This window comes from Kribbella sp. CA-253562 (genome assembly GCF_050942265.1).
GTDB lineage: Bacteria > Actinomycetota > Actinomycetes > Propionibacteriales > Kribbellaceae > Kribbella.
In genome coordinates this window covers 4892242-4917336 of the sequence record NZ_CP192049.1, presented here as the reverse complement: position 1 = coordinate 4917336, position 25095 = coordinate 4892242, and the positions used below count along the sequence as shown (strand labels likewise).

22 protein-coding genes are annotated in these 25095 nt (G+C 70.0%); 14 read left to right on the top strand and 8 right to left on the bottom strand.

Annotated features, from left to right (window positions below; translation table 11 throughout):
* Both ACQPXM_RS23215 and ACQPXM_RS23210 read right to left on the bottom strand, forming a co-directional pair.
* Positions 1-1998, bottom strand: coding sequence for a hypothetical protein (locus tag ACQPXM_RS23215; RefSeq protein WP_432936546.1), 1998 nt, complete (start codon positions 1996-1998; stop codon positions 1-3).
* A 124-nt stretch (positions 1999-2122) separates the two neighbouring features.
* Positions 2123-3196 (bottom strand): lysylphosphatidylglycerol synthase domain-containing protein, encoded by a 1074-nt coding sequence (locus ACQPXM_RS23210; protein ID WP_432936544.1) that lies wholly within the window; start codon positions 3194-3196, stop codon positions 2123-2125.
* A 188-nt stretch (positions 3197-3384) separates the two neighbouring features.
* Here ACQPXM_RS23210 and ACQPXM_RS23205 point away from each other — a divergent pair, with 188 nt between their 5' ends.
* A complete protein-coding gene (locus tag ACQPXM_RS23205; RefSeq protein WP_432936541.1) occupies positions 3385-3606 on the top strand; it encodes a hypothetical protein in 222 nt (73 codons plus the stop codon).
* 32 nt (positions 3607-3638) lie between these two features.
* Here ACQPXM_RS23205 and ACQPXM_RS23200 read toward each other — a convergent pair whose 3' ends face one another.
* The 3 genes from ACQPXM_RS23200 to ACQPXM_RS23190 all read right to left on the bottom strand — a co-directional run bounded on the left by ACQPXM_RS23200 (position 3639) and on the right by ACQPXM_RS23190 (position 5698).
* Entirely contained in the window at positions 3639-4409 is a 771-nt protein-coding gene (locus tag ACQPXM_RS23200) for a hypothetical protein (protein ID WP_432936539.1), read from the bottom strand.
* Between the two features lie 108 nt (positions 4410-4517).
* Positions 4518-5189, bottom strand: coding sequence for a GntR family transcriptional regulator (locus ACQPXM_RS23195; protein ID WP_432936536.1), 672 nt, complete (start codon positions 5187-5189; stop codon positions 4518-4520).
* Positions 5186-5698, bottom strand: a complete 513-nt coding sequence (locus ACQPXM_RS23190) for a VOC family protein (protein WP_432936534.1) — start codon at positions 5696-5698, stop codon at positions 5186-5188. The genes ACQPXM_RS23195 and ACQPXM_RS23190 overlap by 4 nt, the downstream gene beginning before the upstream one ends.
* Positions 5699-5831: 133 nt before the next feature.
* On the opposite strand from ACQPXM_RS23190, the gene ACQPXM_RS23185 reads away from it, so the two are divergent.
* The 4 genes from ACQPXM_RS23185 (at position 5832) to ACQPXM_RS23170 (ending at position 11708) form a co-directional block, all read left to right on the top strand.
* Positions 5832-8021, top strand: a complete 2190-nt coding sequence (locus ACQPXM_RS23185) for an alpha-ketoacid dehydrogenase subunit alpha/beta (protein WP_432936531.1) — start codon at positions 5832-5834, stop codon at positions 8019-8021.
* Positions 8014-9309 carry a dihydrolipoamide acetyltransferase family protein gene (locus ACQPXM_RS23180; RefSeq protein ID WP_432936527.1) on the top strand — a complete coding sequence of 432 codons (1296 nt, stop codon included), beginning with the start codon at positions 8014-8016 and terminating at the stop codon, positions 9307-9309. The genes ACQPXM_RS23185 and ACQPXM_RS23180 overlap by 8 nt, the downstream gene beginning before the upstream one ends.
* Positions 9310-9356: 47 nt before the next feature.
* Positions 9357-10817: an NAD-dependent succinate-semialdehyde dehydrogenase gene (locus tag ACQPXM_RS23175; RefSeq protein WP_432936525.1), complete on the top strand. Its 1461-nt coding sequence runs from the start codon at positions 9357-9359 to the stop codon at positions 10815-10817.
* 135 nt (positions 10818-10952) lie between these two features.
* A complete protein-coding gene (locus tag ACQPXM_RS23170) occupies positions 10953-11708 on the top strand; it encodes a helix-turn-helix domain-containing protein (protein WP_432936523.1) in 756 nt (251 codons plus the stop codon).
* A gap of 3 nt (positions 11709-11711) precedes the next feature.
* On the opposite strand, the gene ACQPXM_RS23165 is transcribed toward ACQPXM_RS23170, so the two are convergent.
* Genes ACQPXM_RS23165 through eboE form a run of 3 tightly spaced genes read right to left on the bottom strand, consistent with a single transcriptional unit; the run spans position 11712 to position 14526 of the window.
* On the bottom strand, positions 11712-12491 hold the full coding sequence (locus ACQPXM_RS23165) for a helix-turn-helix domain-containing protein (protein ID WP_432936521.1): 780 nt from the start codon (positions 12489-12491) through the stop codon (positions 11712-11714).
* On the bottom strand, positions 12488-13306 hold the full coding sequence (locus ACQPXM_RS23160; protein WP_432936519.1) for an SDR family NAD(P)-dependent oxidoreductase: 819 nt from the start codon (positions 13304-13306) through the stop codon (positions 12488-12490). Before ACQPXM_RS23160 ends, ACQPXM_RS23165 begins: the two co-directional genes overlap by 4 nt.
* Positions 13303-14526 carry a metabolite traffic protein EboE gene (gene eboE / locus ACQPXM_RS23155; protein ID WP_432936516.1) on the bottom strand — a complete coding sequence of 408 codons (1224 nt, stop codon included), beginning with the start codon at positions 14524-14526 and terminating at the stop codon, positions 13303-13305. Before eboE ends, ACQPXM_RS23160 begins: the two co-directional genes overlap by 4 nt.
* Before the next feature lie 214 nt (positions 14527-14740).
* On the opposite strand from eboE, the gene ACQPXM_RS23150 reads away from it, so the two are divergent.
* From ACQPXM_RS23150 to ACQPXM_RS23110, 9 genes are read left to right on the top strand one after another with little or no spacing between them, the layout of a single operon-like run.
* Positions 14741-15781: an ABC transporter permease gene (locus tag ACQPXM_RS23150; protein WP_432936514.1), complete on the top strand. Its 1041-nt coding sequence runs from the start codon at positions 14741-14743 to the stop codon at positions 15779-15781.
* A complete protein-coding gene (locus ACQPXM_RS23145; RefSeq protein WP_432936511.1) occupies positions 15778-16890 on the top strand; it encodes a substrate-binding domain-containing protein in 1113 nt (370 codons plus the stop codon). Before ACQPXM_RS23150 ends, ACQPXM_RS23145 begins: the two co-directional genes overlap by 4 nt.
* Positions 16891-16925: 35 nt before the next feature.
* Positions 16926-19472, top strand: coding sequence for an ATP-binding cassette domain-containing protein (locus ACQPXM_RS23140; protein ID WP_432936509.1), 2547 nt, complete (start codon positions 16926-16928; stop codon positions 19470-19472).
* Positions 19473-19514: 42 nt separating this feature from the next.
* Entirely contained in the window at positions 19515-20579 is a 1065-nt protein-coding gene (locus ACQPXM_RS23135) for a 2,3-butanediol dehydrogenase (protein ID WP_432936507.1), read from the top strand.
* 19 nt (positions 20580-20598) lie between these two features.
* Positions 20599-21051, top strand: coding sequence for a VOC family protein (locus tag ACQPXM_RS23130; RefSeq protein WP_432936504.1), 453 nt, complete (start codon positions 20599-20601; stop codon positions 21049-21051).
* 20 nt (positions 21052-21071) lie between these two features.
* Positions 21072-22154: an SDR family oxidoreductase gene (locus ACQPXM_RS23125; RefSeq protein WP_432936501.1), complete on the top strand. Its 1083-nt coding sequence runs from the start codon at positions 21072-21074 to the stop codon at positions 22152-22154.
* Positions 22151-23131, top strand: a complete 981-nt coding sequence (locus ACQPXM_RS23120; RefSeq protein ID WP_432936498.1) for a zinc-dependent alcohol dehydrogenase — start codon at positions 22151-22153, stop codon at positions 23129-23131. The genes ACQPXM_RS23125 and ACQPXM_RS23120 overlap by 4 nt, the downstream gene beginning before the upstream one ends.
* Complete coding sequence (locus ACQPXM_RS23115; RefSeq protein ID WP_432936495.1) at positions 23128-24192, top strand: zinc-dependent alcohol dehydrogenase; 1065 nt, start codon at positions 23128-23130, stop codon at positions 24190-24192. Before ACQPXM_RS23120 ends, ACQPXM_RS23115 begins: the two co-directional genes overlap by 4 nt.
* Positions 24189-25094, top strand: a complete 906-nt coding sequence (locus ACQPXM_RS23110; protein WP_432936492.1) for an NAD(P)-dependent oxidoreductase — start codon at positions 24189-24191, stop codon at positions 25092-25094. Before ACQPXM_RS23115 ends, ACQPXM_RS23110 begins: the two co-directional genes overlap by 4 nt.
* The last annotated feature ends 1 nt before the right edge of the window (position 25095 follow it).

The following is a 25095-nucleotide window of genomic DNA, read 5'->3' as shown; positions in this document are numbered from 1 at the left end:
TCAGGAGCCGGAACGCACCGGTGGCGGGCCGTGCCGCACGTTCGCGTCGCTCTCCCGAGAGTAGGTTCGGTCCGTGCGCGGATGCTCACCTGATCCAGGCGAATCCGGCGCCGGTACGGCGCGGTCGAAGTACAGGTAGACGACCGCGGCCGAGGCGACCGGCATCGCCACTGCGAACAGCACCGACGAGACGACGTTCACCAGGACCGGCGAGAGATCCGTGCCGAGCAGCAAGCTGATACCGGTGATCGGACCGACGGCCAGACCGAGCCCGGTGACGATCGCGAGCGGGACGGCGGTGCGCCACCAGCGGCCCTTCACCAGCAGGCGGCTGCGCCTGAGCGCCGTCCGTCCGGAGCATCGCTCGGCCACCACGATCGGTACGGCGAACGCACGGCTGACCGTGTAGTAGACGGCCAGCGGGATCGTCGCGACGAACAACGTGAGGACGGCGATCACGGCGAAGTACTGCACCGCGGCCCGGGTCAACGGCTTCCAGAGAGGGATCAGCCTGCGCAGAGCGCGTTGGGCGGTCATCGGCACGCCACGGTCCAGCTGGTCGAGGGTCGTGGTGACGGCTGCCAGCAGTGCGACGTACGTCGCGATGGTGAGTACCGTGACGGCCAGGGCTGTCAGCGAGGCCCAGAAGCCGGTGGCGTTCTCGGTGGGGGCACCTAGGTCGGTCGGGGCGTCTCGCCGGGCCACCTGCAGTTCGGCCAGAGCCAGGGTCAGTAGGCTGAGGACGACGAACGCGACGGCGAAGCGGGCGAACAACCCAGGGCGGTACCGCAGCAACCGCAGCGCGGCAACGACGGTCTGTCCCCAGGCCCGCGACATCCTGGCGGGCAAGGGATTCGCGTCGGACCAGCGCGTTCGGCTGGCGGCGAACCAGATCAGCGCCACGGTCGAGGCGAGCACGAGGCCGAGCAGCCAGGTGCGGTCGAGGGTTTCCCGGACGAGATTGGATCCGGTGGCGACCGCCGTACAGAAGGCGTTGGTGCTGCTCGGGCCGAGCAATGTGCCGGCCGGCACCGTCGTACTGTCGTCGCGCCAGGTCGTCTCGGCGTCCTGCAGGGGCGCGGTCCAGGAGTGCTTCATGTTCGGCCCGGTGGGCCCGTCGAAGAAGGATCGTTGCCGTTCGCCCCAACGTCCTTCGAACGCGAGCCACGGGTACTGGCGCAGGTAGTCGGCGCGAGCCATCGGGACGTAGGCGACCCGGGGTCTCAGCTCGGACTGCGGACTGGTGGTGTCGTCACAGCCGAGTCCCTCCGAGCCGCGCCCGAGGTAGAGGCGGCGGCCGTACTTGTTGGCGTGCGAGCCCGCCGCGGGATAGACAACCGGATGGGTCCCGTCGACGATCTCCAGCTTGGCGTCGCCCCACCGCGCCCGCTCGGCGCCTCCGTGCTGGCTGTAGCCCACGGCGGTCGGCATCGTTCGCAACGCCGCCGTCGGAGTGGTCGCGTCGAAGACGAGCCGGATCGACTCCCAGTCGCCTTCGTGGGTGTTGTTGTAGTCGTTGAAGACGTAGAAGAACCAGTACTCCAGGGACAGCCGGCCGGGGAAGGCGGCATCGGCGGCGACGTAGGCGTAGACGGTCGCCGGGTGCTCCGCGTTGATGCGGGCCGACCACTCGGCGTACGCACAGCCGGGCCGCAGCGGGTCACCGGGGAAGTCCAGGAAGTGACCGGGGAAGACAAGGCCGAGATCCTTGCCCTCCGGTTGGGGCTTGACGAGTTCGGGCGGGCGCCACGGGCCGCGCAGTGCGACCTGCTGATCGCCGAGGACCGCTTCGACGTCGGTGGGCTGGAACTGCTCGCCGTTCGCGCAGTTGGACGAATCGCCCTGCAGCCTGACGACCGGGGCGTAGCGCTCGGCGAGTGCCTGTGCCGCGGTGTCCTCGGGGGACTCCGCCGCCGCGGCTTCGGGGGAGCCCAGCAGCATCGTGATCCAGGCGCACGCCACCAACGGCAGAGCTGTTCGCCACGTGCGTGCCGTCATGCCGACAGCATGTGCCTGCGGGAAGGGTCCGCGCACCATCCGGCGTCGGCCTGGCGGCGCCGATTCGGTCACCTGATTCGGGTGATCCGTCCGCCCCGGCGGTCGGGGACGATGTGCCGCCTGGCTAGGCCGTACGCCGGTGCGAGTGCGGAGTCACGGTGGTCGACCGTCGCCACCACGCGACCGTCAGCAGGCCGACGACGACCGGCACGAGCTGCACGGCGACTCGCCAGACGAGCAGCCCGGCCACCAGATCCGTTGCCTGCAACGCGCTGTGGTCGGAGACGAAGGTCGCGTAGGTCGCGTCGAAGACGCCCGCGCCCATCAGCGGCAGGCCGGTCAGCGGATAGGCGACCATGAAGCTGCAGACCATCAGCAGGACGGTCGGTCCGGTCAGCTCGACGCCGACGAAGGCGAGGCAGAGCACCAGGACGCCGGCTTCCACGGCGACCAGGAGTACCTGGCTCAGGACCGCGAGCCAGCCGCGGTGGTGCATCCTCTCCGCGCTGTGGGACTGGAACGAGACGAGCCGTTCCTTCCAGACCGCTGGTCCGTGACTGGTCGGTCGTAGCCGGAGCAGCAACCGTCCCAGGAGGTGGCCGATCCTCGCGGCGGTTCGCTCGGCACGCAAGGCGTAGAGCAGGCCGACCAGCAGGACCGCGGCGGCCGCGCCGAACAGCAGCCCGGACCAGGCGAACGGAGCGTAGAACGTCTGTGCGGCCCACCAGATCGCGAAACCCAGCGCCGGCGCGGCGAGACGAACGACGTAGAAGAGCGTCGTACTGAGGGTGAGGCCTGAGGTCGCGTCGGTGGCGTCGATGCCCCACGACCGCAGCATCGCCAGCCGGATCACGACATCGCCGGGGGAGGGGGCGACCGTGGAGACCGCCGCTGCCGCGACATCGCTGACCATCGCGCGCAGGTAGCTCAGTCCGGCGATCAGGAGGGCGATCGGGGCAGCGAGGACGGCGCGGCGAATCAGCATGCCGACCAGCAGCACGGCGATCTGCCAGAGGTCCAGATGGGTCAGCGCGTAGCCCACCTCGCTCCAGTCCACACCGCGCAGCAGCCGCAGGAGCAACCAGGCCACGACCACCACGAGCACGACCCGGCCGACGCGCAGCAACGGCTTCGGGACCTTCTGCCGCGCGGTGCGGTGCGTTGCTGTCCCCGGTCGGGGAGCCGGAGACTCGACCACGTCACCAGCGTGCTGACCGGGCACGCGATCACCATCCCCCGATCCGGGGGAGCCGGACCGCGAACGGCGCTCGGCCGGGCGCTGTCGCGGCCCGGACCGAACGCATCGTCTCGTCCCCCTGCACGGGTGATGCCGCGCGGTGCCGGGGGCCGCAGAGTCGTGGCGAGGGGCCGTGAAAGGGGTATCCCATGGGCCACTACGTCATCCGTGTCGAGGGAACCTTGTCGCGCGACCTGACCGCCGCGTTCCCGTCACTGTCGGTCGATCGGGAACCCGCGCAGACCGTGCTGCACGGGCAACTCGCCGACCAGGCGGCGCTGGCCGGGATTCTCAACCACCTGGACATGCTGGGCATCAACATCGTCGAAGTCCTGCAGGTCCCGTCGACCCGGCCGCCGAACGGTTCGTGAACCGCCGGCGGCCGCCGGGTCGGCAGGCAGGATCAGGAGACCGTGCCGAGGTAGTACCACTGGTTGGCGACGATGGGAATCTTCGAGTAGTAGGCGACCCGGACCGAGTACCCCTTCAGGCCCGCGGTCGGGATGCTGGTGGCGAAGTTGCCGTACCGGTTGGTGGTCGCGGTCGCCTTCGTCACGTAGTCGTTGCCACCCTTGCGGACCTGCACGACGACGGGCTGGTTCTGCACGTTGACCTGGCGGCCGGTGTAGTGCCAGGCCTTCAGGTTGCCCTGGACGGCGAGCCGGCCGGCCTTCGGGACCAGCGTGCCGCGCGGGTTCGCCGCGATCGTCGACGCGAACCGCAAGCGCAGGACCCGCGGAGTGGTGGCGCTGGTGAACGTCTTGACCGCCAGCTTGCCGCTGCGGTCCTTGACCGCGATCTGCCGGATCATCCAGTCGCCGTAGCCGTCGACGCCGAAAGTGAACGTGCTCGCGAAGTGGTCGATCCGGCGCGGGTCGACGATCCGCCGGGCGTTCTGGTTGCGGAAGTCACGAGTGTTGGTGCGGCTGATGCCGAGCGACACCGAGACACCCGCGCACGTGGACGCCTTGCTCGGCCAGCCGGTGTAGAAGGTCAGCTTGCCCTTGGTGGTCATCGTCTCGTCGTACCCCCACCGCTGCGGCTCGGTCAGCACCTTCAGGCACTCCGACGCCGACGCGGCCTCGGCCGGCGCGGCGGCGAGCACGGTACCGCCGATGGCGGCGGCCGCGGTGACGACGGTGACAACGGCTCGGCCGAGAAGCTTGGAACGCATGGTTTCCCCCAGGAGTTCGCGGGGCCGTGTGCCCCGGAATGCCTTGGTAGACGGGGGTTCCGGGGCTTTGGTTGGATCAAGAAGTGGTAACGGCCGGGCGGGAGGGAATCAGAACAGCTCGGGGTGGGCGATGAGCTCGAGCCTGGTCCGGCGGATGTGGCCGACGAGGTAGCGCTCGCCGTCCTCGGCGTCGCGGCGGCGGACGGCGTCCAGGATCAGGCGGTGCTCGGCGTTCACGATCGGGGCGCGGTCGGTGCTGGTCAGCAGCATGAACGCGCGGCGGTAGTGCTGGGTGGAGTTCCACAGCCGTTCGGTCGTGGCCAGCAGCTGCGCGCTGGGGCAGCCGGAGTAGGTGCCCATGTGGAACGCGCGGTCGAGCGCGAGGAACCGGTTCACGTCGGGCGAGCTCTCGATCTCGTCCTGCAGTTGCTCCAGGCCCGCGATGTCGTCGCCGGTCAGGTGCGGGATGCTCTCGGACAGCGTGAGCGGTTCGAGCCGCTCACGCATCCGGTAGTAGGTGTTCACGTCCTCGAGACTCAGCGTCGGGACCCGCGATCCCCGGTTGGGCAGGGATTCGGCCAGACCGTCGGACTCCAGGATCCGCAGCGCGTCGCGGAGCGGGATCCGGCTGATGCCGAGCCGGGCCGCGAGCTCGTCCTGCCGCAACCAGGTGCCGGGCGGCAGGTCTCCGGCCAGGATCTCGTCCCGCAGGACGGCGGCGATCCGCCGGCTCGTCCCGCTCTCCGGCCCGCCCGGACCACGGGCAGGGGCAGACGTCACAAGCGGTCTCCTCGGAATCGTGCCGGGTCGCGGTCGAAGGCCTTGCCGTCAGGATAGGACACCAGCTCGAACTGCAGGCCCCACGGCGACAGGAAGTACACCCACCGCTGTCCCTCGGACGGACCCGTGCTGCGGGTCGGCGTACCGAGCACCTCAACGCCCCTCGAGCACAGGTACGTGACGGCTTCGTCCAGGTCCGCGACGTACAGGGCGAGGTGGTGCCCACCGATGTCGCTGTTGCGTGGCGCGGTGGTCCGCTGGTCGGGCGCCTGGTACTCGAAGACCTCGAAGACGGCCTGCCCGCCGCAGCCGTAGAAGCGCAGCTCCCGCATCACTGTGCGGGGGTCGACCGCGAGGTGCTCGGCCATCCAGTCGCCGTCGGACCGGAACGGGCCGAGCGAGTACAGGTACTCGCAGCCCAGTACGTCGACCAGCCAGCCGTGCGCCTGGTCCAGGTCCGGCACGGTGAAGCCGACGTGGTCGAGCCGGAGCAGTCCGGGAAGCGGCATCTGTCTCTCCTTTGGATCCAACTATTCCCATTCAGTATGCCGGTTGACCGACAGATGTTCCAGCGTGATCTTGCAATTGGATCCAATCGTGTGGCAAGGTCGCTGCATTCCGGTTCCTCGAAGGAGGCCCTGCATGCCTGCCGAACACCCACTCGAAGCCGCCGTCGGCTGGACGGAGTTCGTTGTCACCCAGGACGACTGGGACGCCGCCGAGCCGGGCCTGCTGACCGGCATGTTCAGCCAGCTGGTGCTGATCCGGGCGTTCGAGGAGTACGTGCTCGACCTCGCGGCGAAGGGGCTGATCCACGGCCCCGCGCACTCGAGCATCGGTCAGGAAGGCGGTGCCGTCGGCGCGTGCTACGGCCTGACGACCGAGGACACGGTCAACGGCTCGCACCGAGGACACCACCAGTTCCTCGCCAAGGTGCTCGCCCACCTGCACCCGGCCGGGATCGATCCGGCCCAGCCGTTCCCCGGCGACGTGCGCGACGTGCTGCTGCGCACGTTACGGGAGATCTGTGGTCTCGATCGCGGCTTCAGCCACGGGCGCGGCGGCAGCATGCACCTGCAGTGGCACGAGGCCGGCGCGATCGGCACGAACGCGATCGTCGGCGGCGGCGTACCGCTGGCGGCCGGGTCCGCGTGGGCGCACCAGCGGGCCGGAACCGGCGCGGTGGCGTTCACGTTCTTCGGCGACGGCGCGATCAACATCGGATCCACGCTGGAGAGCTTCAACCTGGCGGGAGCGTGGTCGTTGCCGCTGTGCTTCTTCGTCGAGAACAACCAGTACGCCGTCTCGACCCACGTTTCAGAGGTCACGGCCGAGCCGAGACTGTCGGGCCGCGGGCCGGGCTTCGGCATCCGCAGCTGGAAGGTCGACGGAATGGATCCGCTGGCCGTGTACCTGGTGACGCAGCAGGCGCTGGCGCATCTGCGGTCCGGGGCCGGACCCGCGCTGATCGAGGCCGACGTCTACCGCTACTTCCACCAGAACGGGCCGTTCCCGGGCTCGGCGTTCAAGTACCGCAGCAAGGAGGAAGAGGCGCAGTGGCGGGCGCGCGATCCGATCGACGCGACCGCGCATCACCTGGTACGCCGGGGGATCCTCGCCGAGGACGTCGTCGCCGACACGATCGCTCGAGCCAAGGCGCTGATGGCCGAGCTGGGCGACGTACTGCTGGAGCCGGTGCCGGGTGGCAAGCCGGGTGAACGCCGGATCGTCGCGGCGGAGTGGCCTGACCCGGCGTTCGCCGACGAGGGGGTGCGGGGCGATCTGTCGGAGCTGTCCGGGATCGAGTTCACCGATGCCGAGGACTTCGCGGGCCGTTTGACCGACGTCAAGTTCGTCAACGCCGTGGCCGGCGTGCTCGGGCGGCGGTTGGCGACCGATCCGCGCGTGGTCGTGATGGGCGAGGACGTGCATCGTCTCAACGGCGGGACGAACGGCGCGACGCGCGGGCTCAGCGAGGCGTACCCCGACCGGGTGCTCGGGACACCGATCTCGGAGAACGCGTTCGCCGGTCTCGGCGGCGGCCTGGCGCTGGACGGGCGGTTCCGGCCGATCGTCGAGTTCATGTACGCCGACTTCATGTGGGTCGCCGCGGACCAGCTGTTCAACCAGATCGGCAAGGCGCGGCACATGTTCGGCGGCGAGAGCAAGGTTCCGTTCGTGCTGCGCAGCAAAGTTGCCGCCGGCACCGGATACGGGTCGCAGCACTCGATGGACCCGGCCGGTATCTTCGCCACCGCGGCCGGCTGGCGGATCGTGGCGCCGTCGACGCCCTTCGACTACGTGGGCCTGCTCAACACGGCGCTCGCCTGCGACGATCCCGTGGTCGTCCTGGAGCACGTGGATCTGTACAACTCCACAGGTCCCGGGCTGGAGGACAACCTCGACCACTGTCTGCCGGTCGGCAAGGCCGCGATCCGGCGGAGTGGCTCCGCGATCACGATCATCAGCTATCTGGCGATGACGCCGTTGGTGCTGGCAGCGGTCGAGGAGACCGGGGTCGACGCCGAGGTGATCGATCTGCGCTGGCTGGATCGGGCCAGCCTGGACTGGGACACGATCACGGCGTCGGTGCGCAAGACGAACACCGTCCTGATCTGCGAGCAGGGTGCGATCGGTACGTCGTACGGCGGGTGGCTGGGGGACGAGATCCAGCGCCGGCTGTTCGACTGGCTGGACGCGCCGATCGAGCGGGTCACCGGCGGCGAGGCGTCGCCGAGTATCAGCAAGGTGCTGGAGCGGGCGGCGTACGCGTCGACCGAAGAGGTCGTCGCGAAGCTCCGGGAGCTGTCCGGAGGACTGAACCGTGGCTGAGATCCTGCGCATGCCGGAGGTGGCGGCGAACACCACCGAGGCGATCCTGGAGTCCTGGAACGTCGAGCTGAACACGGCGTACGCGGCGGGCGATGCGATCGTCACCGTCGAGACGGAGAAGGCGGTCGTCGACGTCGAGGCCGAGGCGGACGGCGTGCTGCTGCGGCTGCTGGTCGACGCGGGGACCACTGTGCCGGTCGGTACGCCGATCGCGGTGTGGGGTGCGGCGGACGAGCCGCCTGCATCTGTCGACGCGCTGGTCGCTTCGCTGGGAGGTGCTGCGGTGGCGCCACCGGCTGTTGCCGTGACCGAAACCTCGTCCGCCGACGGTGCCGCGCCGCCTGCGCCGCCCGGCGCACCCGATGGCGGCGCAGCCGCCGGAGCGGAGGCCGCAGCGTCGAGTGCCCCGGGCGAGCGGATCTTCGCGAGTCCACTGGCTCGTCGCCGGGCGCAGGAGTTGGGCGTTGATCTGCGTGCTGTGCGGGGGAGCAGCCCCGGCGGGCGGATCCGGCGGCGGGATGTGGAAGCGGCCGCCGAAGCAGCAGCCAAGGTCGAGGCCCCGGTCACGAGCACACCCGAGCCCATCGAACCCGAACGCGTGGCCGCCGCGAACTACGTCGACATCCCCAACACCCGCATGCGAGCGGCCATCGCGCGCCGGCTGACCGAAAGCAAACAGCAGATCCCGCACTTCTACCTCCGAGCCGGCGCCCGCGTCGACGCCCTGCTCGACCTGCGCCGGCAACTCAACGCCGATCAGGACGTCAAGATCTCGATCAACGACCTGCTGGTCAAGGCGATCGCGGCCGCGCACACCGCTGTGCCGGCGATGAACGTCCAGTGGAACGACACCTCGATCCGCCACTTCTCCACCGTCGACATCGCCGTGGCAGTTGCCACGGACAACGGCCTGCTCACGCCCGTGGTCCGCAACGCCGACAGCCTGTCGATCAGCCGCGTCGCCGCCACCACGAAGGACCTCGTCGCCCGCGCGAAGGACCGTCGCCTGCGGCAGGACGAGCTCGAGGGCGGCTCGATCTCGATCACGAACCTCGGCATGTACGGCACCGAGGACTTCGCCGCGATCATCAACCCGCCGCAGGCCGCGATCCTGGCCGTCGGCGCGATCCGGCCCGAACCCGTCGCGGACGACGGCGCGGTCGCCGTCGCCTCCGTCCTGCGGCTGACGCTCGCCGTCGACCACCGCCCGGTCGACGGCGCCACCGCGGCCGAGTGGATGAAGGCGTACGTCGACCTGCTCGAACACCCGGTCCGGATCCTGGTGTGAGCGTTCCGAAAGCACTCGCCGTGACGGCGCCGACCGAAGGACGAACGATGATCGAAGCACAACCCGACCTGCTGGCCGGCGTACCGCGGCAACTGTTCATCGGCGGCCGCTGGGTGGACGGCGCCGCGGACGACCGGATCGAGGTCACCGACCCGTCGACCGAGTCAGTGGTCGCGACAGTTGCCGGGGGCGCCGTTGACGACGGTCTCGCGGCCGTCGCCGCAGCCCAGGACGCCTTGCCCGGCTGGGCGAGAACGCCGTCGCGGGAGCGCGGGGAGATCCTGCGCCGGGCGTTCGAGCTGATGACCGAGCGATCCGACGAACTCGCGCGCGTCTGCGTCATCGAGAACGGCAAGACCCTGGCCGACGCTCGCGCGGAGGTCGCGTACGCCGCCGAGTTCTTCCGCTGGTACGCCGAGGAAGCGGTCCGGCTGCACGGGTCGATCCAGACCGCGCCCGGCGGCACCAACAAGATCCTCACGATGCGTCAACCCATCGGCGTCGCAGTCCTGGTGACGCCGTGGAACTTCCCGCTCGCGATGGCGACCCGCAAGATCGGTCCCGCCCTGGCCGCCGGGTGCACCATCGTCCTGAAGCCGGCCAGCGAGACGCCCCTGTCGGCGCTCGCGATCGCCCAGATCCTGGCCGAAGCGGGCGCCCCGGCCGGGACCGTCAACGTCGTGTGCAGCAAGCGCTCCGGCGCCGTCGTCGGCGCGATGGTCGACGACCCACGGGTCCGCAAGCTGTCCTTCACCGGGTCGACCGAGGTCGGTCGCGTCCTGCTGGCACGGGCAGCGCAGACGGTGGTCAACTGCTCGATGGAACTGGGCGGCAACGCGCCGTTCGTCGTGTTCAACGACGCCGACCTGGACGCCGCGGTGACCGGAGCGATGATCGCGAAGATGCGCAACGGCGGCGAAGCCTGTACGGCGGCCAACAGGTTCTACGTCCAGGCCGGAGTCGTCGACGACTTCAGCGAGGCGTTCGCCGCCCGGATGAAGGCGCTGCGCATCGGTTCCGGACTGGAGCCTGACGTCGACCTCGGCCCCTTGGTCAACGCCGAGAGCCGGGACAAGGTCGCGTCGCTCGTCGCCGGCGCGGTCGCCGTCGGCGCCGAGCTTCGCACCGGCGGCGGCCGCCCCGACCGCCGGGGCTACTTCTACGAGCCGACGGTGCTGACCGGCGTACCGGTGGACGCTCCGGTCCTGCGGGAGGAGATCTTCGGCCCGGTGGCCCCGATCGTCAGCTTCCGCACCGAGCAGGAAGCAGTTGCCGCCGCCAACGACACGGAGTTCGGCCTGGTGTCGTACGTCTACACCTCCGACCTGGCCCGCGGCCTGCGCGTGAGCGAAGCGCTCGACACGGGCATGGTCGGCCTCAACCGAGGTGTCGTCTCCGACCCCGCGGCGCCGTTCGGCGGAACCAAACAAAGCGGCCTCGGCCGGGAGGGCGGCCACGAAGGAATGCTCGAGTACACCGAGGAGAAGTACGTCGCGACGGACTGGTGATGCAGGTGAGCACGGGAAAGGTGCTCGAACACCTGGTGAGGTGAGATCGGTCCGCGCCCCCGGCACGTACACTGCTGCCGACGTCACTGTTCAGCAGCTGGTACGAGGCGCTGTCGAGGCAGCGCGAGGCAGGGGATGAACTTGTCGGCAGGACCTTCTGACGAGCAGGCCGGAGGCACGGGTCGCCTGCTGGTCGAGGTCGGCACCCGGTTGAAGGAGATCCGCCAGGGCAAAGGGCTGACGCTGCGCGAGGTCGCCAAGAGCATCGGCATCTCGGCCAGCCTGCTGTCGCAGGTCGAGAACGGCAAGTCCCAGCCCTCGGTCGGGACGCTCTACGGCCTGGTGACGTTCTACGACGTGTCCATGGACGCCGTCATCACCGGCCGGGAGGCGACCTCGCCCGCACCGCCGCCGGCCGCGGCGCAGCCGACCGAGACGCTCTACTTCCACCACGGACCGAGTGTGCAGCGCGCGCAGGACAACCCGACCCTGGTGATGGAGAACGGCGTCACCTGGGAGCGCCTGGCGGTGGCCTCCAGCGACCGCTCCGTTCAGCCGCTGCTGGTCACGTACGCACCCGGCGCCTCGAGCAGCCTGCAAGGCCGCTGGACCCGGCACCTGGGGGTCGAGTACGCGTACATGCTGTCCGGCGTGCTCACCCTTCACCTGGAGTTCGACGTGCACGAGGTCGCCGCCGGCGACTCGATCGCCTTCGCCTCCACCCGGCCGCACTTCTACTCCAACGACACCGACCAGGACGCGAAGGCCGTCTTCTTCGTGCACAGCGGCGAGGGCGATCCGGCCGGCTGGGACGCCACCGCCGGCGACGCGGACGGTGTCGCGGGCATCCTGGCGAACCTCGGGTTCTCCTCGCCGGTTCAGGACGACTGAGCCTCAGCCGTGGTCGTGGTGCACCCACCAGATCCCGCGGGCCGGCACGCTGCCGAGATTGCGGAACAGGTGAGGCACCGTCGAGTCCAGTCCGAGCGCCTCTCCGGCGTGCAAGGTGAAGGTCTCGAAGCCGAACGTCACCTCCAGCTCGCCCTCGATGAGGTAGCCGTACTCGAAGCCGTGGTGGCGCAGCATGCGTTCGTCGTTCGTCGAGCTCGACACCGGGGGATAGACGATCTCGATGAAGTCCAGCTGCTGGGCTGTGTTGGTGGCCAGCTGTTCCCAGACGACACCGGTGTCCATCACGAGCCGCGTGCGGTTGCCCGGTGAGGTGACCGACAGGCGGCCGGTGCCGTCGCCGGTGTCGTCCCACACCCGGTCCAGTGAACCGAGGTCGGATCGCCGCACCGGACCCGGCGCGGCGCTCGCCGGTCGCGCCTGATCCCTCGAGGGTTCGTCCGGCGCGTTCGCGCCGGTTCCAGCGGGCGCGGTGTCGCCCTCGAAGAGGTGGTCGATGGACACGTCCAGGGTCTGCGCCATCGAGTACAGCGTCGCCACTGAAGGCTGCGACTTGCCGTTCTCGATCTGGGACAGGAAGGAGGGAGAGACGCCGAGCTTCCCGGCCAGGTCGCGCAGCGTCATACCCGCCTTGCGACGGGCCGTCCGCAACCGGAGCCCGAGGTTGACCGCCGTCGTCTCCTCCCGGCTGCGGGGTGCGGCGGGTGAGGTCACGACGGCTCCTTCGATCGGTACGGCGGCGGGATCGTTCGCGGAAGAGCTCACACCAGCACCATGCCGCCGTCGATCATGATCACCTGGCCGGTCAGGTAGTCGGAGTCGGCCGAGGCCAGGTACAGCGCCGTACCGAGGATGTCCTCGCCGGTGGCGACCCGGCCGCGCAGGATGTCCGCGGCGAACTCGGCCATCGCCTGGCCCGGCCGGTCGGCGTCGCCGATCGTCATCAGGTCGGCGTCCAGCTTCGTCCACAACGGAGTGTCCACGACGCCTGGGGCGAAGGCGTTGCAGGTGATGTTGTGCTCGGCCAGTCCGCGGGCCGCGGCCTGGGTCAACGCGTTCACCGCGAACTTGCTCGCGCAGTACGGCGCGAACGAGGCGAAGCCCTGCCGGCCGGCGATCGACGAGGTGTTGACGATCTTGCCCTGGCCGAACGGGATCATCCGGCGCGCGCCCTCCTGGATCCCGATCAGCGTTCCGAGCGCGTTGACGTCCATCACCGCGCGCCAGTTCTGCTCGGTCACGTCGAGCAGGTGCATCGGTTCGTTGAAGCCGGCGTTGTTGAACAGCACGTCGAGCCGGCCCGTCCGCTCGACGAAGGTGTCGAAGGCCGCGGCCACCTGGTCACGCCGGCTGACGTCGGCGCTGAGCGCAATGCCGGTCAGCCCGGCCTCCGCCAGCTCCGCACAGACCGCCTCGGCGGCCTCCGCGCGCCGGTCCAGTACGCCGACCGTCGCGCCCTCGCGGGCCAGTCCCAGGGCGAAGACGCGACCCATGCCGCTGCCCGCGCCGGTGATGACGATGCTCTTGCCGTGGACTCGCCCCGATGTTTTGGAGTCCTCCGTCGGCTGGTGGCCGGTCATCGTGCGCCGACCTGGTCGCCGACCCCGAGGGTGTCCCGGACCCAGTCGATCTCGCGGCTGACGTACTCGTCGATGTCCCCGGTCTTGAGGTGGTCCGGCAGTACGTCCCAGGTGTAGGTCTCGATTTCGAGGTGGTCCGACAGCGGCGTTCTGCGGTGCAGGTCCAGCGCCGCCTCGATGGTCGACCGGGTGGTCCGGAACCCGCCGATCTCGTCGAGGAAGACCGGGACGTGGAAGTGGGTCCGCCACTCCCGCCGGCCGCCCGGCTCGGCGGTCCACGCGTCGATCGCGTCGCCGAGGTTGAGGAAACGGGTCAGCTGCCCGTCACGGCGCTCGGTGGTCTGGCTCAGGTAGATCGTGTCGGTGAACTGTTTCAGCGCCTGGACGGCGTCCGGCGTGACGTCGGGCACCCAGAGCGCGGCGGCCTGCTGCAGCTTGAAGATCGGGATGCCGGCCGCCACCAGCGACTCCAGCGCGGCCGGGATGTCCTCGAACTCCACCGACTGGTGCCCGATGTCGAACACCACCCCGAGATGCCGCCGGACCAGTCCGATCGCCGCGGACAGCGGGATCGAGGCCAGGCGGGCCAGCTCCTCGGTCCCGGCCCGGGAGAAGATCCGCTGCTCGAAGTACCGGATCGTCTCCTCGGTGGTCTCCAGGAAGCAGAACGGCTCCGGCTCCAGCGACAACTTCAGCCGGCGGCCGGTCCGGCGTTCGACGTCGATCAGGTGCGCCACCACGCGCAGGAGGTTGGTGGTGAAGCGGTCGACGAACGCCGGCCCGTCGACGTTGGGACGGAAAGCCAGGGGAGCGGTCTGGATGGACGGCTCGACACCGGTCTCGGTGATGTCCACCAGGACGTCGGCGACGCCCATCGTGTAGAGCGTGCGGTCCTCGGTCGCCCAGTCCGGCTCGTAGACCTGCTCCATCACCGACCGGCCTTTGAAGGGGCCGTGCGGGAACGCGTTCACGGTGTAGACGTACAGCTCCTGCTCACGCAGGAAGCCGAGGAAATCGGCGCGTTCGGCGGGATCGGCCCGCAGCGTGGCGACCGACGCACCGGACAGCCGCAGCGACAGTCCCATCGGTGCGTCGGGCGAGACCCGCCGCTTCACCGCGGGGACGTGCCGGGTGACGCTCTCGCGCATCTCGGCCCAGGTGTCGCCGGGATGGACGAGGGTCGAGTAGGTGAGGTGGCCGAGACGGTCGTTGAGCTTCATGGGGTCACCTTTGGACGAAGGTCATGATCAGTCACACTGAACATCGTCGGTAACACTGCCGTCAAGGTCGAGCCGATGTTCACTCTGGGTGGGTGTATTCGTGTTTCCGGTGAGTTTCGCCGAGCATCTTGTGAACAGAATCTGGCATCTGTACAGTCCCACCAAACATGCATCGGGCGTCACCGGCGCCCTCGATGGACAGTGAGGTGGCAGCATGGCCGTGCAGGCACCCGAACACCGCACGATCGACGCCGGGCCTCGGTTCCGCGTCTCCCGCGGTCTGCTGACCGTCACCGCGGCGCTGGTCCTGCTGGTGATCGCCGGCGCCGTCGTGGCTCCGACCAGCGTCGACCACAGCGCGCTGCTCGGCATGCTGCCGTTCGCGGCCGTCCTCGCGATCGTCGGCATCGGGCAGACGCTGGTGGTACAGCAGGGCGGGATCGATCTGTCGGTTCCCGGCGCTGTCTCGCTGGCGGTGGTGATCACCACCCATCGGCCCGCCGGTGACGACGGCAAACTGCTCGGCGCGCTCCTGTTCGGGCTGGTCGTCGCGATCGGCTTCGGCCTGCTGAACGGCGTACTGATCGGCTGGCGACGGCTCAACCCGATCGTCGCGACCCTCGGCGTCAACGCGCTGATGTACGCCGCGGTGCTCGGGATCTCCGGCGGTTCTCCGCGGCGGACGACCGCCCTGCTGCGGTCGGTCGCCGGGGGAGTGACGTTCGGCATCCCGAACTCCGTCTACTTCGCGATCGTCGTGGTCGCCGTCGCGGCGGTGTTCATGAAAACGACCGTGGGCGGCCGCCGGTTCGAGGCGATCGGCGCCAATCCGGTCGCCGCGGCCGCCACCGGACTGCCGGTGACCTGGTACCGCGCGGGCGCCTACGTCTGGGCCCAGATCCTCTACTGGCTGGCCGGCGTTCTGCTGGCCGGCGTGATCGCCCAGCCGACCGCCTTCCAGGGCGACACCTATCTGTTGCCGTCGGTCGCCGCGGTGGTCCTCGGCGGTACTTCGCTGCTCGGCGGCCGCGGCTTCCTGGTCGCCACCGCTGTCGCCGCGGTCTTCCTCAGCCAGCTCGAACAGTTCGTGCTGGCGCTCGGGGTCTCGTTCGCGATCCGCACCCTGGTCGAGGCGGCGGCCCTCACCGTCGGGGTCGGGCTCTACACCGTCGACTGGACCGCGGTCCGTCGCCGCCTCGCATCCACCACTCCGCTGCTGTTCGCACGGCAGTCCCAGAAGGGAACCACGTCATGATTGGATCCGCTCGCCGCGCGCGCTTCGTCGCGCTGCTCGGCGCAGGAGCCGTCGGCCTCGCCCTGGCCGGCTGCGGCAGCTCGGGCTCCGCGGCAGACACCTCGAACAACCAGGCCGCCGCGACCGGCGACGTCCCCTCCTGGTGCGGGGACAAGAAGGCCGTGCTCGGGATGACCGACGGCTTCGGTGGCAACAGCTGGCGCCTGGTCACCACCGCCTCGGCCAAGGCCGAGGCGGCCAAGTGCCCGAGCATCACCGGCTTCGAGTACGCCGACGGCCAGGGCGACACCCAGAAGGCGATCGCCGACATCCAGGGAATGGTTGCCAAGGGCGTCAACGCGCTGGTGGTCTTCCCCGACGCGGGGGAGGCGGTGCTGCCGGCGATCCGCAGTGCCTACAAGGCCGGCGTCGTCACGGTGCCCTACCGGGTCACGCCGGGTGGCACGGCGGGCCAGGACTACGACGTGTTCGTCGACACCGACTTCGCCGACGCCGGCCGCAACTGGGGCGAATGGATCAAGAAGATCCTGCCCGAGGGTGGCAACATCCTGTTCCTCAGCGGTCCGCCCGGCAACAGCCAGGGCCGGCAGGAGGCCGAGGGCATGCGAGCGGTGCTCGACCCGATCGGCAAGTACAAGTTCATCGGCGAGCAGCCGTTCGAGGTCACCAACTGGGACCCGGCGCAGACGCAGAAGGTGCTCACCGCGGCGATCTCGCAGAACGCGAAGATCGACGTGATCGTCTCCGACTTCGGCCCGTCCCTGGTGGGCGCGCTGCCGGTGTTCGAGCAGAGCGGCCGGTCCATCCCGGCCATCGCCGCCTCCGACGGCAACGTGCTGTCGTGCTTCTGGCAGGACCACAAGGCCAAGAACCCGGACTTCAAGCTGTTCACGGTCTCCACCCAGAACGACCACTCCCGGCTGGCGATCCAGCAGGCCGTGGCCCGGGCCACCGGCGGCCAGGAGCCGGCGTCGGCCACCTTCCCGTCGGTCGTCTTCGAGGACTCCACCTCGAAGGACAAGCCGGTCCAGTGCAAGCCCGACCTGCCTGACGACGTCTACCTGTCCGCGGAGATGCCGGGCGAGGAGCAGGCGAAGCTCCTCAAGTGACTTGCGACCGAACCCCTCACCCGGAGGACGCTGTGGTGATCAACCAGACGCACGAGACGAGGGCCGACCAGACCCTCCAGGAGGTGGCCGGGGACGCGCCGCCCACCCTGGCCCTGCACGGCATCTTCAAGTCGTACGCCGCGGTCGCCGCGCTGACCGATGTGTCGTTCGAGGTCCGGCCCGGCGAGGTGCACGCGCTGCTCGGCGAGAACGGTGCCGGCAAGTCCACCCTGATGGGGGTGGCCGCGGGCACCACCACTCCCGACCAGGGCAGCATCTCGGTGCTCGGTGAAACCGTCGACGTGCTGACGCCCGCCCGGGCCACTGAGCTGGGCATCGCGATCGTGCACCAGCACCCGGCGGTGCTGCCCGACCTCACGGTCGCGGAGAACATCGCGATCGCTGTTCCCGCTCGCTTCCTCACCGGGAACGACCGGCGGCTCGCGATGCGGGCCCTGCTGGACCGGGTCGGGTGCAGCGCGCACCTCGAGGATCGCGTCGGTCTGCTCAGCATCGCGCAGAAGCACCTGCTCGAACTGGCCAAGGCGATGGCCGTACGGCCCCGCCTGCTGATCCTGGACGAGCCGACCGCTCCACTGGGCAAGGAATCGGTCGGGCTGCTGTTCGACCTGGTCCGGTCCGCGGTCGCGCAGGGAACCGCGGTCGTCTACATCACGCACCGGCTGGCCGAGGTGCGCGAGCTCGCCGATCGGGTCACCGTGCTGCGCGACGGCCATCAGCGCGGGACCGCGACGGTCAGCGAGGTCACCGACGAGCAGTTGCTGGCGATGATCGTCGGCCGGCAGCTCGAGTACACGTTCCCCGCCAAGCACGAGGGATCCGGGGACGAGCAGCCCGTTCTCACCGTCGAGGGTCTGTCGGGGGATCGGTTCTCCGATGTCTCGTTCACTGCTCGGCGGGGCGAGATCATCGGCGTCGCCGGGGTGGTCGGCAACGGACAGAGCGACCTGCTGCGGGCGCTCGCCGGCCTCGACGGGCACAGCGGCAGTGTGATCATCGACGGCACTCGGCTGACTCACCGCCAGTTGCTGCGCAACTCGGCGTACCTGCCCGCCGATCGCCACCACGAGGGCCTGATGATGTCGCTGTCGGTCCGGGAGAACGCGGCCCTCAGCGCGCTCGAACGGCTCGGTCCGGCCCGGTTCGTCAGCCGCCGGCGCGAGGTCGAGCTGGTCGGTGCCGAGGTGGCCGGGCTCGCGGTCAAGACCGCCGGCCTCGAGGCGCCGGTCACGAGCCTGTCCGGTGGCAACCAGCAGAAGGTGGTGCTCGCCCGGTCGCTGCTGTCCAAGCCGTCGATCCTGCTGGCCGACGAGCCGACCCAGGGTGTCGACGTCGGCGCCCGCGCGGAGATCTACCGGATCCTGCGCGAGGTGTCCGACAGCGGCGTACCGGTCATCGTGGCCTCGTCGGACGCCAAGGAGCTGGAAGGGCTCTGCGACCGGGTGATCGTGCTGTCCCGCGGTCATGTCGTGGCCTCGCTGATCGATGCCGAGGTGACCGAGGAGCGGATGGTTCGCGCCGCCGTCGAGTCGACCACCCACACCCGGACGACGGACGGTCCCGCCACCCGTCGGGGCCTCAGCCCTCGCTGGCGCCGCAAGCTGGAGGGCGACTACGCCCCGGTGCTGATCCTGGCCGCGGTGATGCTCTGTCTCGGCGCCTACATCTACTCCCGCAACGAGCGCTACCTGCTGCCGTTCAACGTCACCTCGGTGATGCTACTGGTCAGCGCGCTCGGCTTCGTGGCGCTGGGTCAGACGGTCGCCCTGATGACCGCCGGGATCGATCTGTCGGTCGGCCCGCTGGCCGGGTTCCTCGTCGTGGTCGGCTCGTTCTTCCTCACCGAAGGCGACTCCGGCGCGGCGGTGATCCTGGGACTGGTGCTGATGGCAGCGCTGGCGGCGCTAGCGGGACTGGTGAACGGGTCGCTGATCAGATTCGGCAAGTTCACCCCGGTGGCGGCGACGCTGGCGACGTACATCGGTCTGCAGGGCTTCAGTTTCCTGCTGCGCGACAAGCCGGGCGGGCTGATCAGCCGGACGGCGACCGACCTGATCACGACCACGGTCGGCCCGGTCCCGCTGGTGTTCGTCGTGCTGGTCGCCGCCACTGTGGTGATGGAGTACCTGCTGCGCACCGGTCGCTGGGGGCTGAACATCAGGGCGGTCGGCTCGGACGAGGACGCGGCGCGCCGGCTAGGCGTGCGGACCACCCGCACGGTCGTCACCGGGTACGTCGTGGTGTCGCTGTTCACCTTCCTCGGCGCGCTGGTGCTGCTGGCGCAGCTCGGCATCGGTGATCCGGCCCAGGGCGTCGGCTACACGCTGACCAGCATCACCGCCGTCGTGCTCGGCGGGACCAGCCTGCTCGGCGGCCGCGGCACCTTCGTCGGCACCTTGCTGGGCGCGGGACTGATCGTGCAGTTGCTCAACGCCACTACTTTCCTCGGCCTCAGCCAGACCTGGCAGTACTTGTTCCAGGGAGCGCTGATCGTCGTGGCCGCCATCGTCTACAGCCAGGTCCGCGGTACCGGCCGCAAGGCCGAGGGCGTCGCACACTGAGCTCACGGGACCTCCCGTCGCCGACTACGAAAGGACACTGCCGTGCGAGCAGCGCGTTACTACGGACAACAGGACATCCGCGTCGAGCAGGTCGCCGACCCGGTGGTGCGGGACGCCGACGACGTACTGGTCGAGGTCGCGTACTGCGGGATCTGTGGAACCGACCTGCACGAGTACGCCGTGGGCCCGATCGTCACGCCGGCCAGCCCGCACCCGCTGACCGGCGCGACCTTGCCGCAGACCCTCGGGCACGAGTTCTCCGCCCGGGTGGTCGAGGTCGGCGCGGACGTCCGGGCGGTCGCGGCCGGCGATCGGGTCTCGATCATGCCGGCGATCGTGTGCGGGCGATGCCGGTACTGCCGCCGCGGCCAGGGACACCTGTGCGTGCAGTTCGCGTGCACCGGCCTGAGCGCCGAGACCGGCGGTCTCGCCGAGTACGCCGTGGTGAAGGAGTACCAGCTCGCCAAGCTGCCCGACGAGGTCTCGGACCTGGAGGGCGCGATCGTCGAGCCCGCGGCGGTCGCGGCGTACGGGGTGGAGCGGGCCGGGGTCACCGGCGGCGACGTCGTCCTGGTCACCGGTGCCGGACCGATCGGCATCCTGTCCGCGTTCTACGCCGCCGCGGTCGGGGCGTCGACGGTGATCATCTCCGAGCCGAACAAGAACCGCTCCGCGCTGGCCGCGGCGCTCGACATCGGGCCGGTGGTGGACCCGACCACCGGCGAGCTGGACGAGGTCGTCGCCCAGCTGACCGACGGCGACGGCGTCGACCTGGCGATCGAGTGCTCCGGCAGTACGCCGGGCCTGACGTCGTGCGTGCAGCAGACCCGCAAGCGCGCGGCGATCGTCCAGACCGGGCTGCACACCAAGCCGGCCACGCTCGACGCGATGGCGCTGTCGGCCAAGGACCTCACCCTGTACGGCAGCTGGTGCTGGTGGACCACCGACTGGCCACGGATCATCCGGATGGTTGCCAACGGCACGTATCCGGTCGGCCGCGTGGTCACCGCCGAGATCGGTCTCCGCGACGTCGTGGCCAAGGGGTTCGACCCGTTGATCGATCCGCAGGGCGACCAGCTCAAGGTCCTGGTCCGCTCCGCGTCCTGACCCTTCGAAGGAGACAACGATGAGTTCGTTCGGCGACGTGCACCACGTCGGCATCACGGTCCGCGATCTCGACGCCTCGCTGGCGTGGTACGAGCGGATGTTCGACCTGCGCCCCGAGTTCGTTGCCGAGGGCTCCGGTCCGGAGCTGTCCGCCGCGGTCGGCGTACCGGAGGCGAAGCTGCGGTTCGCGTTCCTGCGGTTCGGCAGCTGCGTGGTCGAGCTGCTGCACTACGACAACGACCGGGACGACCGGGCCGGCCGCTCGAACGCCGACGTCGGCAGCGCGCACGTCTGCATCGACGTACCGGACCTGCGGGCGGCGTACGAGGACCTGCTCGGCAAGGGTGTGGAGTTCCTGTCCGCGCCGCTGGACATTCCCGACGGTCCGCTGGCGGGCTGTTCGTTCGTGTACTTCACCGACCCCAACGGCGTGACGCTCGAGCTGTTCCAGAGCAACGGCCGCCGGCACTGATCCCGAAGGAGCACCCACGCATGAGTGAACGCCGAGCGCTGGTCGTCGGCGCGACCGGTCTGACCGGCCGCAACGCCGCCGAGCATCTGGCCCGGTCGGGCTGGGAGGTGACCGGAGTGTCCCGCAAGCAGGGTATGGACGCCGACGGCGTGCGCAGCCTCAGCGCCGACATCACCGATCCCGCCTCGATCGCCGAGGTCGCCCAGGAGGTCCGCGCCAGCCACGTTTTCTACTGCACCTGGTCCCGCCAGGAGACCGAGGCCGGCAACATCGAGGTCAACGGCGCGATGCTGCGCAACGTTCTCGAGGCCACCGGCGCCACCGGCACGCTGGAGCACGTCGGCCTGGTGACCGGGCTCAAGCACTACCTCGGCCCGTTCGAGGCCTACGCCCAGAACCCGGCCGAACCGCCGTTCCACGAGACCCAGCCGCGGCTGGAGTACGACAACTTCTACTACACCCAGGAAGACATCCTCTGGGACGCGGCCGAGCGTTTCGGCTTCGGCTGGACCGTGCACCGGCCGCACACGGTGATCGGCTACACGCTCGGCAACGCGATGAACATGGGCGTCACGCTGGCCGTGTACGGCGCGCTCGCCCGCGAGACCGGCATCCCGTTCGTGTTCCCCGGTTCACCCGAGCAGTACGACGGCACGACCGACATCACCGACGCACGGCTGCTGGCCGAGCACCTGGTCTGGGCCGCGACGACTCCCGAGGCCGCCAACGAGGCGTACAACGTGACCAACGGCGACACCTTCCACTGGCGCGAGATGTGGGAAGCGGTGGCCGCCGGCCTCGGTGTCGAGCCGGCGCCGTACCCCGGACATCCGACGCCGCTCGAGGACAGGATGGGCGACGCAGCGGCGATCTGGCGGCGAATCGCAGCGCGGGAAGGACTGGTCGAGCCCGACATCGATCGGCTGGTGTCCTGGTGGCACACCGACAGCGACCTCGGCCGGACCGTGGAGACCCACGCAGCAATGGCCAAGAGCCGGGCGGCCGGATTCACCCGGCTGCAGGACAGCCGCGCCTCGTTCCTCGATCTGTTCGACCGGCTGCGGGCCGAGAAGGTCGTACCGGAGGAGGTGGACCAGGGATGAAGGCCGTCCAGTTCACCGGTGTCGACCAGCTCAGGCTGGCCGACGTCGACGTCCCACGGATCGGGCCCGACGAGGTTCTGGTCGCGCTGCGGTCGGTCGGGATCTGCCACTCCGACTTCGAACTGCTCGAAGGGCGCTACATCATCCCCTTCGACTACCCGATCGTTCCCGGCCACGAGTGGGCCGGCCAGGTCGCGGAGGTCGGCCGGGAGGTGACCGCGTTCGCACCCGGCGACCGGGTGCTGGGGGAGTGCGTGATCGGTCAGCAGCACTTCGGCTTCTCGATCTCCGGCGCCGCGGCCGAGTACTTCGTTGCGCGACCCGAGTGGTTGCACAAGGTCCCGGACCAGCTCAGTGACACCCAGGCCGCATTGGTGGAGCCCTTCAGTTGCGCGTACTACGCGGCAGCGCAGGCCGGCAACGTCAACGCGAGCGACACGGTCGTCGTCTTCGGCGCGGGACCGATCGGGCTGAGCTGCATGGCCTTGGCGGCCACGCTGGGCGCTCGCGTCATCGCCGCCGAGCCCGATCCCCTGCGTGGCGACCTCGCCCGGCAGCTCGGCGCTGAAGAGGTACTCGACCCGACGGCGGACAGCTTCGCCGAGAACGTGCTCGAAGTGACCGGCGGACGAGGTGCCGACGTGGTGATGGAGGCGTCCGGGCAGCCGGCCGCGATGGCGGCGACGCTGGAGATCGCCGGTTTCGGCGCGCGGCTGGTCAACATCGGCATCGACGTCGGTCGCAGCGCCACCGCGAAGCTGGGACTGATCCAGTCCAAGCAGTTGCGGATCCAGGGCACGATCGGTTCGCCCGGCGTCTGGCCGGAGACCCTGCGTTTCCTGGCCCGGACCGGCCTCGACCTGACCCCGATGATCACCGGCAGGTATCCGCTGGACCGCGCACCGGAGGCGTACGCCGCCGCGCGCAAGGCCGGCGAGAACGTCAAGGTGCACATCGAGTACGGCGGTGCCGCGTGAGAGCCGCCGTCCTGCACGCCGCCCGCGACCTCCGGATCGAGGACCGCCCGGAGCCGCGCGCTCCCGGTCGTGGCGAGGTGCTGCTGCGCGTCACCCGCGCCGGACTGTGCGGCACCGACGTCAGTGAGTACTCGGCCGGGCCGCTGATGACCCCGCTGCAGACCCGGCATCCCAACTCGGGAGTGCTCGGACCCGTTGTCCTCGGCCACGAGTTCATCGGGGTGGTCGAAGAGGCGAGTCATGCAGAGCGTTTCGCCGTTGGCGACCGCGTCGCGGCCGGAGCGGGCGTGTGGTGCGGGGACTGCGCCTGGTGCCACCGTGGTCAGACCAACCTCTGCCAGTCCTACTGGACCTACGGACTGTCCGCCGACGGCGGGCTGACCGAGTACGTCACCGTGCCGGAGCGGATGCTGCATCCGGTGCCGGCCGGTGTCACCCACGACAACGCCGCACTCGCCCAGCCGCTCGCGGTCGGCCTGCACGCCGTCGACCGCAGCCGAGGCCGCCCGGGTGACGTCGTCGTCGTACACGGCGCCGGTGCGATCGGTTCGTTCGTGATCGCCGGGCTGAAGGCGGCTGGGGCCGGGCTGATCGTTGCCGTGGACATCGACAACGGCCGGCTGAAGACGGCCGCCGAGCTCGGCGCCGACGTGACGGTCGACGCGTCCTCCAACGATCCCGTCGACGCCGTCCGCGAGCTGACCGGTACGGCGCTCGCCGATGTGACGATCGAGACCAGCGGTGTCGCCGACGGCCTGTCCCGGGTGCAGCGCCTCACCCGCCGCGGCGGCACCGTGCTCCTTGTCGGCCTGCCCAAGGGCGAGGTGACGTTCACGGCGACCGATCTGGTGCTGCGCGAGATCGACGTGATGACGACGGTCGCGCACGTCTGCGACCGCAACCTGCCGACTGCCCTCGCCCTGCTGGCCCAGCGGGACCTGGCGTCGCTGCTGGTCGAGGCCGTCGTACCGCTCGAGCGGGTGATCGAGGACGCGTTCACGCCGCTGGTTTCCGGTACGGCGCGGGGCAAGTTCCTCGTGGACCCGCAGGTGCCGGCATGAGCGCGGCGGTGCGGGTCGGCTTCTGCGGCATCGGCCGGATGGGTGCCGAGATGGTCGGCGCTCTCACCCGGCAGGGCTTCGCGGTGACCATCTGGAACCGGACTCCCGAGCGCGCGCGGGAAGTCGCCGAGCGGACCGGTGCCGTGGCCGTCGCCACGCCGGCGCTGGCCGCCGAGGGCGCGAACGTCGTGTTCACCATGCTGACCGACGGCGACGCGGTGCTGCGAACGCTCAGCGCGGACGACGGCGTACTGGCCGGGATCGCGGACGGTGCGGTCGTCGTGGACTGCTCGACCACCGGCGCGCAAGCTGCCCGCGAGGCCGCCGACCGATGTGCTGCCGCGGGCGCGGGATTCGTCGACTGCCCTGTGAGCGGGAGCACGCTGGTGGCCCGGGAGGGCAAGCTCGGGCTGATGGCCGGTGGTGACGCCGCGACGATCGACCGCGTGCGCCCGGTGCTCGACGCGCTCGGCACGGTCGTGCACGTCGGCCCGACCGGAGCAGGTGCGGCCGCCAAGGTGGCGGTCAACGCGTTGCTGCACACGTTCAGCACCGCTCTGGCCGAGTGCCTCGTCACCGCACGCGCCGCCGGAGTCCAGGCCGCGTCGCTGTTCGACGTACTGGCGGTCGGCGTGCTGTGGAACCGCTTCCTTGACTACAAACGGCCTGCCTTCACCGATCCCGAAGGTGCGGCGGTCGCGTTCGACCTGCGCACCGCGACCAAGGATCTCGGCCTCGCCGTGACGGCCGCCGACGACGCCGGCCTCACCCAGTCCGTCGTACGGCGGGCGCTGGAGTTGCACCGACAGGCACTGGACGACGGATTCGGGGACCGGGACATCGCTGCGATGACCACCTGGTTCGCGGCCGCGGCCGGGCCGACCGAACCCGAAGGGAACTGAC

Excerpts from the sequence above, each read along its gene's own strand:
- ACQPXM_RS23215 (WP_432936546.1), bottom strand. The coding sequence starts at position 1,998 with ATGACGGCACGCACGTGGCGAACAGCTCTGCCGTTGGTGGCGTGCGCC.
- ACQPXM_RS23205 (WP_432936541.1), top strand. The coding sequence starts at position 3,385 with ATGGGCCACTACGTCATCCGTGTCGAGGGAACCTTGTCGCGCGACCTG.
- ACQPXM_RS23200 (WP_432936539.1), bottom strand. The coding sequence starts at position 4,409 with ATGCGTTCCAAGCTTCTCGGCCGAGCCGTTGTCACCGTCGTCACCGCG.
- ACQPXM_RS23190 (WP_432936534.1), bottom strand. The coding sequence starts at position 5,698 with ATGCCGCTTCCCGGACTGCTCCGGCTCGACCACGTCGGCTTCACCGTG.
- ACQPXM_RS23185 (WP_432936531.1), top strand. The coding sequence starts at position 5,832 with ATGCCTGCCGAACACCCACTCGAAGCCGCCGTCGGCTGGACGGAGTTC.
- ACQPXM_RS23175 (WP_432936525.1), top strand. The coding sequence starts at position 9,357 with ATGATCGAAGCACAACCCGACCTGCTGGCCGGCGTACCGCGGCAACTG.
- ACQPXM_RS23170 (WP_432936523.1), top strand. The coding sequence starts at position 10,953 with ATGAACTTGTCGGCAGGACCTTCTGACGAGCAGGCCGGAGGCACGGGT.
- ACQPXM_RS23160 (WP_432936519.1), bottom strand. The coding sequence starts at position 13,306 with ATGACCGGCCACCAGCCGACGGAGGACTCCAAAACATCGGGGCGAGTC.
- eboE (WP_432936516.1), bottom strand. The coding sequence starts at position 14,526 with ATGAAGCTCAACGACCGTCTCGGCCACCTCACCTACTCGACCCTCGTC.
- ACQPXM_RS23150 (WP_432936514.1), top strand. The coding sequence starts at position 14,741 with ATGGCCGTGCAGGCACCCGAACACCGCACGATCGACGCCGGGCCTCGG.
- ACQPXM_RS23145 (WP_432936511.1), top strand. The coding sequence starts at position 15,778 with ATGATTGGATCCGCTCGCCGCGCGCGCTTCGTCGCGCTGCTCGGCGCA.
- ACQPXM_RS23130 (WP_432936504.1), top strand. The coding sequence starts at position 20,599 with ATGAGTTCGTTCGGCGACGTGCACCACGTCGGCATCACGGTCCGCGAT.
- ACQPXM_RS23125 (WP_432936501.1), top strand. The coding sequence starts at position 21,072 with ATGAGTGAACGCCGAGCGCTGGTCGTCGGCGCGACCGGTCTGACCGGC.
- ACQPXM_RS23120 (WP_432936498.1), top strand. The coding sequence starts at position 22,151 with ATGAAGGCCGTCCAGTTCACCGGTGTCGACCAGCTCAGGCTGGCCGAC.
- ACQPXM_RS23110 (WP_432936492.1), top strand. The coding sequence starts at position 24,189 with ATGAGCGCGGCGGTGCGGGTCGGCTTCTGCGGCATCGGCCGGATGGGT.